The 16,551-nt window shown below is 60.3% G+C and carries 13 protein-coding genes; 5 read left to right on the top strand and 8 right to left on the bottom strand.

The window, feature by feature from the left end:
• Positions 1-47 precede the first annotated feature (47 nt).
• The gene (locus tag QZ766_RS11705; protein ID WP_297202037.1) at positions 48-1,040 is read left to right on the top strand and encodes a GlxA family transcriptional regulator; all 993 of its coding nucleotides are present in this window, start codon (positions 48-50) and stop codon (positions 1,038-1,040) included.
• A gap of 183 nt (positions 1,041-1,223) precedes the next feature.
• On the opposite strand, the gene QZ766_RS11700 is transcribed toward QZ766_RS11705, so the two are convergent.
• The 8 genes from QZ766_RS11700 to QZ766_RS11665 all read right to left on the bottom strand — a co-directional run bounded on the left by QZ766_RS11700 (position 1,224) and on the right by QZ766_RS11665 (position 10,301).
• Entirely contained in the window at positions 1,224-1,388 is a 165-nt protein-coding gene (locus QZ766_RS11700; protein WP_297202035.1) for a hypothetical protein, read from the bottom strand.
• Between the two features lie 16 nt (positions 1,389-1,404).
• A complete protein-coding gene (locus QZ766_RS11695) occupies positions 1,405-4,503 on the bottom strand; it encodes a beta-galactosidase (protein WP_297202032.1) in 3,099 nt (1,032 codons plus the stop codon).
• Between the two features lie 100 nt (positions 4,504-4,603).
• Positions 4,604-4,984 (bottom strand): VOC family protein, encoded by a 381-nt coding sequence (locus QZ766_RS11690; RefSeq protein WP_297202030.1) that lies wholly within the window; start codon positions 4,982-4,984, stop codon positions 4,604-4,606.
• Positions 4,985-5,175: 191 nt separating this feature from the next.
• Positions 5,176-5,697 (bottom strand): ferredoxin-type protein NapF, encoded by a 522-nt coding sequence (napF, locus tag QZ766_RS11685; RefSeq protein ID WP_297202027.1) that lies wholly within the window; start codon positions 5,695-5,697, stop codon positions 5,176-5,178.
• 13 nt (positions 5,698-5,710) lie between these two features.
• Positions 5,711-6,337 carry a molecular chaperone TorD family protein gene (locus QZ766_RS11680; RefSeq protein WP_297202025.1) on the bottom strand — a complete coding sequence of 209 codons (627 nt, stop codon included), beginning with the start codon at positions 6,335-6,337 and terminating at the stop codon, positions 5,711-5,713.
• A 104-nt stretch (positions 6,338-6,441) separates the two neighbouring features.
• Entirely contained in the window at positions 6,442-7,245 is an 804-nt protein-coding gene (locus QZ766_RS11675) for a DmsC/YnfH family molybdoenzyme membrane anchor subunit (RefSeq protein ID WP_297202022.1), read from the bottom strand.
• Positions 7,245-7,865 carry a DMSO/selenate family reductase complex B subunit gene (locus QZ766_RS11670; protein WP_297202019.1) on the bottom strand — a complete coding sequence of 207 codons (621 nt, stop codon included), beginning with the start codon at positions 7,863-7,865 and terminating at the stop codon, positions 7,245-7,247. Before QZ766_RS11670 ends, QZ766_RS11675 begins: the two co-directional genes overlap by 1 nt.
• Before the next feature lie 3 nt (positions 7,866-7,868).
• On the bottom strand, positions 7,869-10,301 hold the full coding sequence (locus tag QZ766_RS11665) for a DMSO/selenate family reductase complex A subunit (protein WP_297202016.1): 2,433 nt from the start codon (positions 10,299-10,301) through the stop codon (positions 7,869-7,871).
• 149 nt (positions 10,302-10,450) lie between these two features.
• On the opposite strand from QZ766_RS11665, the gene QZ766_RS11660 reads away from it, so the two are divergent.
• The 4 genes from QZ766_RS11660 (at position 10,451) to QZ766_RS11645 (ending at position 16,486) form a co-directional block, all read left to right on the top strand.
• A complete protein-coding gene (locus QZ766_RS11660; protein ID WP_297202013.1) occupies positions 10,451-11,869 on the top strand; it encodes a PLP-dependent aminotransferase family protein in 1,419 nt (472 codons plus the stop codon).
• A 519-nt stretch (positions 11,870-12,388) separates the two neighbouring features.
• A complete protein-coding gene (locus QZ766_RS11655) occupies positions 12,389-12,823 on the top strand; it encodes a cupin domain-containing protein (protein ID WP_297202010.1) in 435 nt (144 codons plus the stop codon).
• A gap of 86 nt (positions 12,824-12,909) precedes the next feature.
• Positions 12,910-14,097, top strand: coding sequence for an L-dopachrome tautomerase-related protein (locus QZ766_RS11650; protein ID WP_297202007.1), 1,188 nt, complete (start codon positions 12,910-12,912; stop codon positions 14,095-14,097).
• Positions 14,098-14,485: 388 nt separating this feature from the next.
• The gene (locus QZ766_RS11645; RefSeq protein ID WP_297202004.1) at positions 14,486-16,486 is read left to right on the top strand and encodes a S8 family serine peptidase; all 2,001 of its coding nucleotides are present in this window, start codon (positions 14,486-14,488) and stop codon (positions 16,484-16,486) included.
• Positions 16,487-16,551: the final 65 nt, after the last annotated feature.

Here is a 16,551-nt window from a genome sequence, read left to right as displayed (position 1 = left end):
CTCCCCTTACTGATGGACTTTTTTATTTGCGCAGGAAAGGTAACCCCGTGGCAGACTCGCAGATCGCTATTGTCCTTTATCCCGGCTTTAAACTGCTGGAGGCCACCGGGCCGCTCAGCGTTTTTAACTACGCCAACGCCCAGCTCATTGCCGCCGGCAGGCCGCCGGGCTATGAAGTCTCTTTTGCCGCCGCCGCGCCCGGCCCGGTGATGTCCGACAACCACATCAGCCTGCAGGCGGAGGTAGCCCTTGACGATCCGCGCATTTGCGGCGGGCGGGTGCTGTTTCTCGGCTCGCCGGATATAGAGCGCGCGGTAGCGGACAACCCGGAAATCATCCGCTGGCTGATAGAGCGCGGCGCCCGCAGCCGGGCGCTGATTGCGCTGTGCTCCGGCTCGTTTTTCCTCGCCGAGGCCGGGCTGCTGGACGGGCTGCGCGCCACCACCCACTGGCGGGTGGCCGATAAGCTCCAGCAACGCTATCCGGCGGTGCGGGTCGACAGCGACGCCATTTTTATCCGCCAGGGCCATATCTGGACCTCGGCGGGAGTCACCGCCTCAATTGACCTGGCGCTGTCGCTGGTGGAGGACGATTACGGGCGGGACATCGCCCTGAACGTCGCCCGGGAGCTGGTGGTGTACCTCAAGCGCCAGGGCGGCCAGTCGCAGTTCAGCGCTCTGCTGCTCAGCCAGGAAGAGGAGCACCCGCTGGGGGCCAAGATCCGCGAATGGATACTGGCGCACCCGCAGGAAAATATCAGCATCCACAGGCTGGCTGAGCTGTTCGCCATGAGCGAGCGCAATTTTATGCGCACTCTGAAAAAGCAGACCGGCCAGTCCCCCAGCCAGTTTATTGAAAACGTGCGCCTTGAGCTGGCCCGCCAGTTTCTGGAAACCTCCCGCCACGGCCTGAAGCAGATAGCCTTCGAGACGGGATTCAGTTCACAGGAGCAGATGCGCCGGACCTTTAAAAAGCGGCTCGGGGTGTCCCCCAGCGACTACCGGCACCGGTTCAGCAGCACGGTGCAGGAGGCGGAATAAAAAGCGGGCCCGCCAGAAGCGGGCCCGCACGATCATACCTCTTCTTCCGCTCGCGCCGCCGCGCGAAGCTCCTGCATTCCCGGGCCAAAATGTCGGCGCGGGTGGCCGCACATCCAGCAGCTGCAGAGGCAGGGCGTGCGCGATACTGCGCCTACGCCACGCGGGCTGCCGTCACCGGCATTGTTATACCAACGCCTTACCCGCTTTAATCGCCGCGCGTGATGCCGGCGCTGTGCTCGTGTTCTTGCCATGTTGATACTCCCATTCTGGCGCGGCCGTATGCCGCGCGGATAGGGTTTGGGAGTAAAAACGGGCATGCCCGCTGTCGAAATAGCGTCTTTTCAGCATGTTAAGCCTCCTCACGTTATTGAATTTCATAACCCAGCGTCAGCTGATAATACCACCGGGTTTCCGTCAGCAGCCAGTCTGCGCCCACGCTCGGCGTCCACGAATCATCGCCGCCGATCCCCATATGCCGGTGGTCGAGCGCGATCCAGACGCCCGCTTCCGGACGCATCGCGTGCCAGTGATCTTTCTCCATCAGCTGCCGGGTGCCGTAAGGCATCAGCGAGAAGTGGAACTGGCCGTCGGCCTGCCAGCCGCCGTATCGCAGCGCACGGGTATCGCAGCGCAGGCCATTCTCGGAGGGGAAAATGTAGGGCGTGTACATCGCCTCCGGCGGCTGCCGCCAGCGTGAAAACAGCGCGCTGGCGCAGCGGTCCGGGTAGTTCTCATGCGGCCCAAGTCCCAGCCATTCAACATCGCCCGGCTCCGGCACCACCTGCATCGCGATACCGATACGCGCCAGCGGCGGAAGGTGCGACGCCCGCTCGCCGTCGATGGCGATATGCAGCCGCCCGCTGCCGTCAAACACCATCCGCCAGCGGCTGACGATAACCACTTCGCCGCCGGGCCGCGCGTGGTGGAAGGTGCTGGTGACCTCCACCCGGTCGCTGCTGCAAATAGCTTCGCAGCGCGGGCAGCTGGCGGTGAGCTGATAGAGTCCGGCGTGCTTCCAGCGCTCAACCCAGGCGTTGGGATCGATGCGCTCCACCTCGCTGATGCCGATATCGTTATCCAGCGGCGCGCGGGTGAACCGATCCTCCGGCGGGCTCAGCAGGCAGTTTTCGCCGCCCGCGCGCCATTCGGTGAGCCGCCCGCTGCGCCTGTCGATATACCACGTCTGTTCACCGACGCGGATGCGGTAGCCCTGCGTATCGGTATCGAGCAGCGGCGCGCCCTGCAATACCGGCGATTCAGCGATCGCCAGCGGGGCAGCCAGCGGGAACTGCTGCCAGGCCGCCAGATGCCCGGCGGGGGACCAGGGCGTAGCCTCAGGCTGGCACACCTCCAGAATCAGATACGTCTCGCCGCCGCGCAGCGAAAGCCGCTCAGCCAGCGTCAGCACCACCGTTTCCTGCGGGCCGGGGGCAAGATCCAGCTCGCCGCGCAGCAGGCATTCGCCGTCGGCCTCCACCCGCCAGTAAAGCCGCTCGTTGTCGCAGGCGCGGAACAGGTATTCGCTGCTGACCGCCACCCGCAGCGGCTGCTGCTCCAGCAGCGAAAAGCGGAAAAACTGCTGGGCGTGCTTTGCTTCAAACAGGGAAGGATGCGGGATACGGTCGGCAGTCACCAGCCCGTTGAGGCAGAACTGGCGGTCGTTGGGCGTATCGCCAAAGTCGCCGCCGTAGGCCCAGCCGGGACTGCCGTCTTCCGCCGGCTTGCGCAGCGCCTGATCGGCCCAGTCCCAGATAAAGCCGCCCTGCAGGCGCGGATATTGGCGAAAGGCCTGCCAGTAGCGCGCAAAGCCGCCCAGGCTGTTGCCCATCGCATGGGCGTACTCACAGAGGATCAGCGGCCGGTTTTCCCCCGGCAGGCCGATCCACTTTTTAATGGACCATTTCGGCACCGCCGGGAACGGCTGATCGTCATCGACCCGGGCGTACATCGGACACAGGATGTCGGTGGCCGCGGTATTGGCGCCGCCGCCCTCGTACTGCACCGGACGGGAGGGATCGCGGCTTTTCACCCAGCGCCAGAGCGCGTCGTGGGTGGCGCCGTGCCCGGACTCGTTGCCCAGCGACCAGATGATGATCGCCGGATGGTTGCGGTTGCACTGCACCATCCGCGTAACCCGGGCGCTGTAGGCCGGGAACCACTCCGCATCGTCGCTCAGGCGGCCCATCGGCACCATGCCGTGGGTTTCGATGTTCGCCTCGTCCACCACGTACAGCCCGTAGCGGCTGCACAGCCGGTACCACTGCGGGCTGTTGGGATAGTGCGAGCAGCGCACGGCGTTGAAGTTGTTCTGCTTCATCAGCAGGATGTCCTGCAGCATGTCCGCTTCCGTAATCGCCTGACCGCGTTCCGGGTGGTGCTCGTGGCGGTTGACGCCGCGGATCAGCAGCGGCTCGCCGTTGAGCAGCAGCAGGCCATTTTTAATCTCAATCCGGCGAAACCCGGTGTCGGCAGCTTCGCACTCAACCAGCGCGCCCGCCTCATCATACAGCGCCGCCACCGTCCGGTAGCAGACCGGCTGCTCGGCGCTCCAGCGCTGCGGTGCGGTAACGGGTAGCGAGAACAGCACCCGATCGGCGTAGCCGCCGCGCTCGTCGACAGCCGCCGTCCCCGGGGCCCGGCGCTGGCGGACAATCAGCGTATCGTCCAGCCACAGGGAAAGCTCCACCTGCAGGCCGCCGAGCCGCCCGGCGTCGGCTTCAATCTGCACGCAGGCGTCGAGGGTGCCGTCGCGACAGAGATCGTCGAGCGTCGCCGCTACCGTCAGATCGGCAATTCGCGCCGCGGGCTTGTGCAGCAGCCACACCGGGCGAAAGATGCCGCTCATCCGCCACATGTCCTGATCCTCCAGCCAGCTGCCGCTGCACCAGCGCAGCACCATCACGCACAGGCGGTTGCTGCCCTCGCGCAGCGCGGGGCCGAGGTCAAACTCCGCCGGCAGGCGGCTGTCCTCGGAATAGCCCAGCCAGCGGCCGTTGCAGAACAGGTGAAATGCGGCGTTCACTCCGTCGAACTGGATCCGCGTCTGGCCGCCCTCGCGCCAGCCGGACGGCAAGGTAAAGGTCCGGGCGTAGCAGCCGGTGGGGGTATTTTCCGGCACCCGCGGCGGCGTGGTGTCGATGGGATAACGGACGTTGGTGTAAATAGGCGCATCGTAACCCGCCATCTGCCAGTTGGACGGCACCGCCAGCGGCGCGCTTTGCGGGAGATCCTGCACCAGCCACTCCGGCGGTACCGCCTCGGGGCAGTCAAACCAGGCAAACTGCCACTCGCCGTCCAGGGAGAGGCGCCGGTCAGACGGCGCGTCGTCCCGGGCCTGCATCTCATCGCGCCAGCTGCAGAACGGCGCGTGCGCCGCAAGCCGGTTAACCTGAATAATGGACGGGTTCTGCCAGTCCTGGCGGGAGAGCACCTGCCGGAGGGCGTCGGCGTGGGAAGAGGACATTGCACGGTTCCTGTTTTGGGGAAGACAACGCGGCGGCGCGCGCGACAATTAACGTCGTTATTACCCTGTACGCGGGCAGCAGGCAACGCGCCGCGCGGCGTTAATTGAGCGGACTCACAGTTAACGGCTCGCTGCAGTGGGAAAGAATATTGATCAGCTTGCCCAGCGGATCGCGCACATAGAAGCGGCGCACGCCCCAGGGTTCATCTACCGGGCCGTATTCCACGGCGTAACCCGCTGCCCTTACCCGCTGCAGTACCGCGTCCACGTCGTCCACCTCGACAGAGAGATCGGGTACCGGCGTGCCGGAACCGCCCCCGGCGGCGAGGCTTATCTGCACCGGCATCTGCGCGCGGCTGCCGAAGGTCTGGATCCAGCCGTGGTCCATCATGAGTTCAAGCCCGAGAATATCCTGATAGAACCCGCGCGCCCGGCTGAAGTCGTCGGTGTGCAGGTTCGCCACAATTCGCAGAACGGTCATTGAGCCTCCGTGGTGTAACTAAGGGGAAAACACAATACAGCTTAAGGATAGCGCCCGGGGGCGAACGGAGGAATTACGTGCAGGAGCGATTGGTCGCCAGGGTCACGATTGCAGGAAAAATGCGGGCGGCGATATACGCCGCCCGTATCGGGTTGAAGCTGAAAACGCGCCGATATATCGCGCGGAGTCGTTCAGGGAGACGGCGGCAGATCCGCGGGCCGTTTCTCCATCGCAATCGCCCGCTCGCCGCAGGCCAGAGTGCATTCGCCGCAGCCGTCGCAGCGGGCGGCGTCAATCTGAATGCTGCCGGGCGCGCTGCTGATGGCGTTCGCCGGGCAGGCGTCGGCGCAGTTGGTGCAGTACTGGCCGTACTGCTTGACGCACATCCCGCTGAGGACGGCCAGCGCCTGAGCCTTGCGGCCTTCGGTCAGGCTGAGGGCCCCGGTCTGGCACCGGGTGACGCAGGCGCTGCAAAAGTCACAGCCGTTGTTTTCCAGCAGCATCACCGGATAGAAGCGCAGCGCCAGATCCTGCTCAGTGGAGTAGTGCAGGATTTTGCGCGGGCAGCCGGTGACGCAGTCTCCGCAGCGGGTGCAGCGCTTCTGGAAGTGGCCCTCGCTGACGGCCCACGGCGGGCGGATGGCCCGGGTCTGCGGCACGAGCTGCGCCGCAGAGTCCTTGATCTTTTTGAACAACGCGCGTCTTGGATGCAAGCGGATCGCTCCGTTAATAGATAATGGCGGGTTTGCGCACCGCGCCGCTGTAGGCGGCAACCTCGGCGATAACCGCTTCCGCCAGCACGGCGACGTGCTGATAAAACGGCGTGGTCGCCCGCTGATTTACGAGGCCCAAAAAGTGTCCGGACCAGGTCAGCAGATAGTCGCCGGTAAATTCACCGATGACCGTCTTCCAGCGCTGCGAGCCGGGGTTGCTGTAGCGCTCGTCGAGATCCCGGGCGCAGAGCCAGGCGAGAAACGCGAACATCAGGCCAATATGATCCGCCGGTTCGTTAACGCCGGTATCCAGCGCCAGACCGTGGCGGCGATAGAAGCGATCCACCTCCACTGCCGAGTCGTCAAACATCTCTTTGTTAGGGTGCAGGTAGACCGAGCCCCACGGCGGCGCGGCGAGATCGCCGGGGCCGATAAACAGCTGCTGATAATCAGCGGCCAGGGTATGGATCTGCTCTGCATCGGCCTGCTGGCACAGCGCCTGCAGCGCCGCGAGGCTGGCGATCGCCTGCGGGTTATTCCGCGCCTGGAAGTGGTTGTTAAAAAGCGCAAAGCCGTCCAGCATTTCAAGCTGGCCGGCTGTGGGCGACTGGTGAAAGATGACATATAACGACTGACACATTATCCCGAGCTCCGGCAGGAGCCCGGGGAAATGGTCATCCGTATCATGTCGGGCAATAGTTTGTTGCGACATAAATACCTGACGTACACATCGTGAAACGAAGGTTACAGTAACCGGAGGTTCAGCAAGTCATAAAAGTAGGCGCGGCCCAGCAGCTCCGAGGCAAACAGCAGCCCGCAGATACCGAAGCCGAGCACCCAGTGCGCCCGCTCTTTGTGCAGGGCGACGAACCACAGCACCAGCGCCGCGGCCAGCAGCACAAAGCGCAGCAGCGGGAACGCCGGGACAAAGGCTTCCAGCGCGCCGGCCTGGATCTCGCCGTAGTACATGAACATCGACGGCTGGAGGATCAGCAGGCCGGCGATGGCGATACCGATACCGACCAGCACCACGCCCTGCTGCTTGCTGTCCGGGGAGCGCAGCAGCCAGGCCACGAAGAAGCCCAGCAGCAGCGCGGTCACGTAGAACTGCAGCGGCGTCAGCATGGAGTTCCACGGGCTGACGGTGTCCAGGTTATAAACGTGGGAGATGGCGAAAACGAACACCAGACCGGCCGCGGCCGGCAGCAGCGCTGCCAGGGTCAGCCATTTCTGCTGCGCCACCAGGGTGGACAGCAGCGCCAGCACCAGGCAGCCGCCGAACAGTATCACGCCGATAATTTCCAGACTCAGCGGCGAGGCGTGGCCCAGGCCGAGGAACACGTTAAGCACGCGCATCGGGCGGCCGAGGTGGCCAAAGGAGGCCATCCCCGCGACGGAGAGCAGCACCAGCGCCGTAATGTAGCCGCGGGTAAAGAAGCGCGACACGCTGCCGGGTGCGGCAAGGCGCATGGCGCAAAGCGCCAGGCATAAACCGACGGAGGCTTGCGCCAGAACGGTGAAAAAAACCAGTGGTAGGTTATCCATCATCACAGTATCTCTTTTTTGTTTTGTAGGTTCCCTGCGGTATCCGCGCTCGGGCGCAGATTTTTGTTGCCGGCAATAATGACGTTAGGCTTGGTCAGCTCCGGCGACGGCAGCGGCGCCACGTCAGCGCTGCCCTGGTATTTGGCGCGCAGCTCTTCAATCGGGCCAAAGTCCAGCGCACGCTGCGGGCAGGACTGCACGCAGATAGGCAGCTTGCCCACCGCAACGCGGTCAAAGCAGCCGTGGCATTTGCTCATCACCTTTTTCTTGTGGTCGAACTGCGGCGCGCCGTACGGGCAGCGCATTTCGCAGTAGCGGCAGCCGACGCAGACGTCCTGATTCACCACCACGAAGCCGTCTTCACGCTTGTGCATTGCGCCGGTCGGGCAGCCCTTGACGCAGGCCGGTTCGCTGCAGTGGTTGCAGGAGATGGAGACGTAATAGGCGAACACCTCCGGCTCCCAGCCGTTGTCGCGCTGGGTCCATTTGCCCCCTTCATAATCCAGCACCCGGCGGTAGTTCTGCCCGAGATCCAGATTGTAAAAGTCTTTACAGGCGACCCGGCAGGTATTGCAGCCTACGCACTTATCGGTATCGACATAAAAACCATATTGCTTGCTCATAAATTATTCCTGACCTTCCCAGAGTTTTACGTCAACCAGATTGGTGTGCTGCGCGGAACCTTTGCTGTAGGCGGAGAAGCCGTGAAAGGTTAAAACGTTCATGCTGCCGTTGTGGCACACGCCGTTTTTGTCCGGGCTGTACCACGCGCCGATCGGCATTGCGGTGACGCCGGGCATAATGCGGTTGGTGACTTTGGCTTCAATGGTCAGGCGGCCTTTATCGTTAAACACTTCAATGCGATCGCCGTGCTTGATGTTGCGTGCCTCGGCATCCACCGGGTGGATCCACAGCTGGTTCGGGAATTCGCGCAGCAGGCTGACGTTGTCGTAGACCGAGTTGGCGCGTTTTTTACTGTGCCAGCCCACCAGCTGCAGCGGGTATTTCTTCGCCAGCGCGTCGTCGTAGCCGCGGTAGGCTTTGAGGTACTCCGGCAGCGCGGTGATTTTCTCGCCGGGCTCAAGCTCCAGGGTTTTGCTCTCTTCCACCAGCTGGGCGGAATAAAGCTCGATTTTGCCCGACGGGGTTTTCAGCGGATGCGCTTCAGGATCTTCGCGGAAGTCTTTCAGCGCGACAATCGGCTTGCCCTTCACTTTCAGGATCCCTTTCTCGCGGAACTCCTCAAAGGACGGGATCTGGCCCGGCATGTTGGCTTCGGCTTTCTGGTGCATCCAGCGCAGCCAGTCCTGCACGCTGCGGCCTTCGGTGAATTCGTCTTTGATGCCCAGGCGTTCGGCGATACCGGCGCAGATGGTGTAGCAGTCGCGGTTCTCAAACATCGGCGTCACCGCCGGCTTGATGTAAATGCGCAGGTCGGTGCCGCTGTTCACCGAGGTGGCGACAATTTCTTCGCGCTCGATGGAGGAGAGATCCGGCAGCAGGATGTCGGCAAACTTGGCGGACGGCGTCATGTGGTTGTCGATGATGACAATCATCTCCAGCAGCGACTCGTCGGCCACCAGCTTGGTGACGTGGTTGATGTCCGGGTGCATGTTGGCGAGGCCGTTAGTGCCGTAGCCCCAGAAGAACTTGATCGGCGTGGTGGTGCTTTCGCCGCCTTTCAGGCCGTCTTTTGCCCGGGTCAGCGGACGCTGAATACCGTCTACCCACTTGCTGCACGGAATGGTTTTCTTCACCGGGTTCGGCGCAACCGGCAGGGTGGACGGGTACGGCATCTGCCACGCGGCGGTAGCGAGGCCGGTGTTGCCGCCGGAAATACCGACGTTGCCGGTCAGGCTTGCCAGGGTGCAGACCGCGCGCACGGTATTTTCACCGTTGATGTGGCGGTTGATGCCGCGGCTGGCAATCACGCAGCAGCGGTTAGCCGCCGCCATGTCGCGCGCCAGCTTGACGATCGTCGCCACCGGCACGCCGGTAATTTTTTCTGCCCACTGCGGGGTTTTCGCCGTGCCGTCTTCCCCTTCGCCGAGGATGTAGGCTTTGTAGTGGCCGTTAGCCGGGGCACCTTCCGGCAGGGTTTTCTCGTCGTAGCCGACGCAGTATTTGTCGAGGAACGCCTGGTCCACAAGATCTTCGGTGATCATCACCCACGCCAGGCCAGCGGCCAGAGCGGCGTCGGTGCCCGGACGGATCGGGATCCACAGATCTTCGCGGCCGAGGCAGGTATCGGAATAGCGCGGATCGATGTAGACCATCTTGTAGTTGCGCTTTTTACGATCCCGCTGGATGCCGTAGAACTGGACGTTGCCGCCAAGGGACATTTCGGCGTAGTTCTGCCCGAAGTTCACCACCAGATCGGTGTTGATCATGTCGTCGGGCGTGTTGCCTTCGTAGGTGCCGTACAGGCTGTTAAAGGCGGCGTGGATCTGCGAGGAGCTGTAGGAGTCGTGGAACTCCAGGTAGCCGCCGTACAGGTTCATCATGCGCGCAAACGGCGACATGCTGCACCAGGTGTTGTTGACGGCGGAGTCGATCAAAGCCATACCGTGGTGAGTATAAATGGCCTCGTTACCATATTTTTGGCGTATATGTTTAATCGAGTCTGCGATAGTATCAAGCGCCTCATCCCAGGTGATGCGCTCGAAGCGGCCTTCGCCGCGCTTGCCGACGCGCTTCATCGGGTATTTCAGGCGGTTCGGCGTGTACAGACGCTGGCGGGTGGAGCGCCCTTTCAGGCAGGCGCGGGCCTGCGGGAACTCTTCGGTGTCCGGCGCCAGATCGTCCGTTTCGGTGCGCACCACGACGTTGTTTTCAACGTGGTGGCGCAGCAGGCAGCGGCTGCCGCAGTCGCTGGTGCAGGTGCCGGAGATGATTTTGGTCTCCGGTTTCACCGGTGAAGGCGGCGTGTCGGTATCCTGCGCCAGCGCCTTAAACGGCAGACCGGCAACGCTCGCAGCAGCGCCGGCAGCGGCAGAAGCCTTCAGGAAAGAGCGTCTTTTTAATTCGATAGAGAGTAGATGAGAGGCTGATTTCGCCATGGGTATTTTCCTGTCCAGGGACAATTAACGCCCGTGAAGGACGCTGTGAAAATCATGCAGAAGTGAGTACTACGGATTGACGCTAATCATCACAAATAATGGGTATTTGTTTAATATCCAATTTAGTCATTTTTGAGCAGACCAATTTTATGAAGAAGGCCCATCCGCTGATTTTTAGCCTCGACCGCTCGCGCCAGCAGCCGCTGTTTCGCCAGCTTTATGAGGCGGTCAAAGAGCAAATTACGGTTGGGACGCTGAACGAAGGGGATCCGCTGCCCGCCACCCGAACCCTGGCCGTCGAGCTGGGCATTTCGCGATCCAGCGTGGTCAACGCCTACGAGCAGCTACTCACTGAGGGTTATATCGAAGGCGTGCGCGGCGCGGGTTACCGGGTGCAGGCGGTGGGCGAGCTGAAGCACAACGCCCGTGTGCCGCGCGCCGCGCGCCGCGAACTGCACCCGGCTGAGGCGCTGGGCGAAAACGCGCTGTTTGACGCCAGAGCGCTGGACAGCGCGCTGTTTCCTGTTCACCAGTGGGCAAAGACCATTTCCCGGCTCTGCCGCCAGGAGCCGAATACCATGATGTTCGGCGAAGCGGATCGCGCTAACCAGCTGCTGCGCCAGGCGATTGCGCTGCACGTGTATGAATGGCGCGGCATCGCGTGCGAGCCGGAACAGATCGTTATTACCGCGGGCTCCACGGAAGCGCTGGAGATCTGCATCAATACCCTTTCCCGGGACGGGGACATTTTTAATATCGAAGATCCCTGCTACTCGCCGGTGCGCAGCTGTATCGAGGCCAACCACCGGCGCACCCACCGCCTGCCCGTCGACGATGACGGCGCGCAGGCCAGCGCCCTCCATCCGCAGAGCCGGCTGGCAATCATCACGCCGTCGCACCAGTTTCCGCTGGGCGGCACCATGTCGGTGGGGCGGCGGATGGAGTTTATCTACTGGGCGCAGAAGCATAACGGCTGGATCATCGAGGATGATTACGACAGCGAGTTCCGCTACGGCGGCCGCCCCATTCCGGCCCTGGCGGCGTTCGACAAAATTGGCCGCACCCTGTATATCGGCAGTTTTTCAAAGCTGTTCTCAAGCTCGCTGCGCATCAGCTATCTGATCCTGCCCCCGCAGCTTATTGCCACCTTTCGCCACGCCCAGGCGCAGGCGAAAGTGTCGATGCTGCCCCAGCGGGTGCTGGCCGAATTTATTTTCAACGGCGAGTGCTACAAGTACCTGCGCCGGGTGCGCAAAATTTACGCCCAGCGCCGCCAGCATCTGCTGAACTGCCTGCGTGACCAGCTGGGGGAATTTGGCTCCGTGCGGGATCACAAGGCCGGCACCCTGCTGGTGTTTCATCTGCACCGGACGATATCTGACGTGCGGGTGGTGGAAAAAGCCCGCCAGCAGCAGCTTTCCGTGCGCGCGCTGTCCGGCTTCTGTTTCGATAAATCCGCGTGGAATGGCCTGGTGATGGGCTTTGTAGCCTGGGACGAGGCGGTGCTGTCAGCCGGAGTAGCAACGCTGAAGGCGATTGTGCAGGAGGTTGCCGGGGAAGCAGAGTAGGCGCCGCATCTGCGGCAACCCGACCCGGACACGGATCGTATTTCCGCATCTTAATCAGACCCCAAATATTATTTATCTCGCTGACCCTGTTTTTATTCCGTTAATTCCTGCAGGCAATATATTATTCCATTCAGAAATAAATGCATTACATGCGGCGGGCGCTAATTTGGCTTGATAATTATTTCCATGTGGCGTAATGCTTTACTGGTCGACAATCAATAATACATTGAATATCGGAAGCGCTTATGCAGACAGGGAATAATATATTGTGCCGCGTTATTTACTCTGCCTGTTCCGCCGTTTTTTTATCCGCTATTAACCTTGATACTTGCCGATGATTTAGAGAACTCTTTTAATCCTGAAATTTTCGTTAATATTGTTACCGTTCCTCTGGATTATTTACATGCCCCTGAAGAGCCCGCGCGCCACCCGCTACCGTAGCGAATGCAGCGTGAAGCTCGTCAGGCAGTCTTTGTTAATAACATCGGCGCGTTATCGACGCGCCGCCAAGGAGCTACAATGAAATCAGCACTCACCGCCCTCTCTCTTTCCGCCGCGCTTCTTTTTACCGCCCATACCGCTACCGCACGCGCCGACGACGCGCCGTCCGCGAAAGTGGAAAAGCTGCTGGAGACGCAGCAGTCCTGGGACGGAGCCTATTACAAAGCCTATCCGCGCGGCGTGCCGCAGCTGACGGTGCTTAAAATCACCATTGCCCCCGGCGCAGCGCTGGCCTGGCACAAGCACCCGATCCCCAGCGCCGCCTATATTCAGAGCGGGGAGCTGACCATTGAGAAAAAGGCCACCGGCGAGAAAAAGGTTTATCACGCAGGGGAAGTCTTAGCCGAAACGGTGGACACAATACATCGCGGCACCAGCGGTAAGGAAGGCGCGACGCTGATTGTGTTCTACGCCGGGCAGAAGGGCGTGCCGCTGGCTATTCCCGAAAAATAATGGCCTGGCGCTTGCGTCTGCTGCAAAACAGTTTGCGGTACGCAGCCCGCCTGCGCGCCGCTTTTCACCAGCACAGAAGGGATCTCATGAACAGATTACGCTTAAAACGGCTGGCCGCTTCGCTTGTGGTCGCGGGATTTACTTTCGGCGCGCTGCCCGCAGGGGCGGCCTCACCCATTGCCCTGTCGGCGCTGCCCTCGGACCGGCCTATCGGCCATCCCGAAGTGGTGGCCACCTTTAACGGCGCCATGCCTACCGGAGTCACGGTGGCTGAGTCCGGCCGCATTTTCGTCAACTTTCCCCGCTGGGGGGACGACGTGCCGTTTACCGTGGGCGAGCTGAAAGGCAATCAGGTTGTCCCCTACCCTGACCTGCAGATAAATCAGGAAGATGCCCGGCAGCCGGCCAGCCATTTTCTCAGCGTGCAAAGCGTAGTGGCCGACGGGCGCGGGCATTTATGGGTTCTCGACACTGCCGCACCGAAATTCTCCACGCCGATCCCCGGCGGCGCCAAGCTGGTGGCTATCGACTTAAAGACGAACAAGGTGATTAAGACGCTGGTCTTTCCCGCCGACGTTATTCACCCGCAGACCTACGTTAACGACGTGCGCTTCGACTTCCGCGTCGGCAAAGCCGGGGTTGCCTACGTCACGGATGCCTCTCTCTCCGGAACGGGCGCCATTATTGTGATGGATCTGGACACGGGCAACGCGGTGCGGCGTCTCAGCGGCGATCCTTCCACCTCGCCGGAAAAAGGGTTTGTGCCGATGGTTGAAGGAAAAACGCTGGCGGTGCGCAATGCCGACGGCAGCACCGCGCCCTTTAGCGTGGCATCGGACGGCATCGCCCTCTCATCGGACGGCAGCACGCTGTATTACAGCCCGCTCTCAGGACGGCATCTGTTCGCCGTACCCACGAAGCTGCTTCGCGATCCGGGCGTGAGCGAAAGTAAGCTCTCTGCCGCAGTGCGCGACCTGGGTGAGAAAGGTGCCTCCGACGGGCTGGAGGCAGACGCCACGGGCGCCGTCTATGCGGGAGACTACGAGCGAAACGCGATCCGCAAGCTGCCAAAAGGCGGCGAGTGGACCACTATTGCCCACGGCCCGCAAATCCTTTGGCCGGATACCCTCTCTATCGGCCCGGACGGCTACCTCTATTTCACCGTCAACCAGGTACACCGCCAGCCGAACTTTAACGGCGGTAAAGACCTGCGCCAGAAACCTTATGCGCTGCTGCGGGTGAGGATTAATGCGGCACCGGCGGTGAATCATTGAGGTGGGGCGGCTATAAATAGCGGCGGGTAGACAGAGGTAAACCCGCCAGCCTGTGACCACCGCCATTATTTATGGATATATGAATATATTTTTTATGCATATTAATCTGGCTCACAGCCTTGTTTACCCCAGCGAAAATATCGTGCCTGAAAAAATCCCCTCAGAGATGAAATAACCTGATTAAAGGTGTAATTACTTACTCCTCGTCAGGATATAAGAAATTCAGCTTTGGCATTTCAATTTAATTCATCTATATTCCTTTTGAAAGGTCAGCTTTTGTAAATAACCACACCAAAAACGCCAGCTTTCATCGGTAACCATAATAAACACGTATCACCATACCTTTCATTTCTTCTTATTTTTTCATCTCAAACAATCAGGGTATGTAATGGAACAGTATAAATTTCTCAAGAAGTCAGCCCTCGCCCTTGCCGTTATCTGCGGCTCGGTGGGTTTTTCTGCACAGGCAGAAGAGCTGAATAATACGGGTAATAAAGGGATAGCCGAGGCCTTTGCGCTGGGCACCCAAACCCAGGCAGCAGCAGAAGCGCAGGAAAGCCAAAAAACGGATGCCGACCTTAAACTGTCGCCCAATCTGTTCAGGCTGAAGGAGTACGCTAAACAGGAAAAAAGCACGCAGGAAAAAACCACCAGCAGAACCCGGCGGGCGGTAGAAAATACGCCGCTGATCAATGTCGATATCGTCATTAACGGCAGCGTGGACAGCGTGCGGGGCGAGCTTGACGCCGCCGGATTTACCGTTGATTCCACCTACGGCAATAATCTGGGGGGAACAATATCCGCAGACGATCTTGAGGCGCTGTCGCAAATTGCACAGGTAAAGCGAATTACGTTGCCGATCGTGAAAAAACATGCCGGTATTGTGGATAACCAGGCTGATTTTGTTGAATACAGTAAAAAGGTTAAAGAAACCCTTAAAAATGCGCCTACCGGGAAAGGAATAACCGTCGGTATCCTGTCTGACTCGTTCAACTGTATTGCCGTCAGGAATGAGCCCGGAACGATCTCTGAAGCGACGGACGTGAATAATGGCGAGCTGCCCGCCGACGTTTATGTGGTCAAAGAGGAGCCCAACTGCATCGATAACGGCGAGGATGAAGGTCGCGCTATGGCGCAGCTTGTCCACGATATTGCACCTGATGCCAAAATTGCTTTCTATGCACCGCAAACACAAACCGATTTTGCTCAGGGGATCCAGACGCTGGCGCTGCCTAAGGGCCAGTTCGATTCAGCAGGTCACGAAGGGGCCGGCGCAAACGTGATTGTCGACGATCTCAGCTTCCTTGCCGAACCGGCTTATGAGACAGGGATTATCGGCGAGTCCGCAACCCGGGTCGTTAAAAAAGGGGTTACCTACTTTTCAGCGGCCGGTAACTACACCTTAACGGACAGCTCCGGTAATAAAGACGCCACGGTTTATACCACCAGCAGCGCCCGCTTCACACCCTATACCCCAACCTCTAAAAGCCCGACAGGCCTGAGTAATGCGCAGGTACTCAACGTGGGTAAAAATAACGCCACCGTGCTGCCTGTCTATCTGGCGAATACGCACAAATCTCCACAAATGGTGGGTATCTGGTGGGGGCAGTCTTACAAAAAAGGCAGCCAGTCCAAAATTATGGCCTGTATAACGAAAGCTGATGGCACGGCCATCAATAGCCAGAACATGTGTGAAACCCAGGAACTGGGTCAGGACCCCGTTATTCTGCTGCAATATCTGCTCCCGCGGAATTTATCGGGCGGGAAATATGGCCTGCAGATATTCCAGCTTGAGGGCGTGAAGCCGACCGACATTACCGTGCTGAGCATTGAGAATGTCAGTATCGATCCTGCCTTTGCGACAGGCCGGGGCTCTATTTTCGGTCATGCCTCCGCACCGGCGGCCTTTACCCTGGGAGCCGCTGACTTCGCCGAAACACCGCAGTGTAACGCTGCGCTGTCAACGACGCAGATGGAACCCTTCTCGTCTCACGGCAACTCGCCGCTGCTGTTTGATGCCGATGGGAATGCCATTAATGTCATTCCGAACAAGCCGGACGCTACGGCAATTGACGGTGTATCAACCAGCTTCTTCGGTAGCGAGGATGGCGCGGCCTCGCTGCGCGTCTTCAAAGATCCGGCTTGTAATCTGAAATCAACTTACCGGTTCTATGGGACATCGGCAGCCGCGCCGAACGCCGCGGCAGTTGCGGCGCTGATCCAGCAGGATAATCCGGGTATTGCAGCGGAAGATGTCTATAAAACCCTGCGTCAGACAGCAACCGCTATCGGCAAGGCGCCGACCCAAGGCAGCTATAACTACGTCTCCGGCTATGGCTTAATCAACGCGGAGAAAGCCATAAATACGCTGCGCACCGCGCATCAATAAAGCTGCTCCTGCGGGCATGTTTGCATCAAGCCCATCCGCGCTGCGGGTGGGCTTTTTAACGTTCG

Origin of the sequence: uncultured Pluralibacter sp., from assembly GCF_913775985.1 — a bacterium.
Lineage (GTDB): Bacteria > Pseudomonadota > Gammaproteobacteria > Enterobacterales > Enterobacteriaceae > Pluralibacter.
The sequence above is the reverse complement of the archived record's forward strand: the minus strand, read 5'-3'. Positions and strand labels throughout refer to the sequence as shown.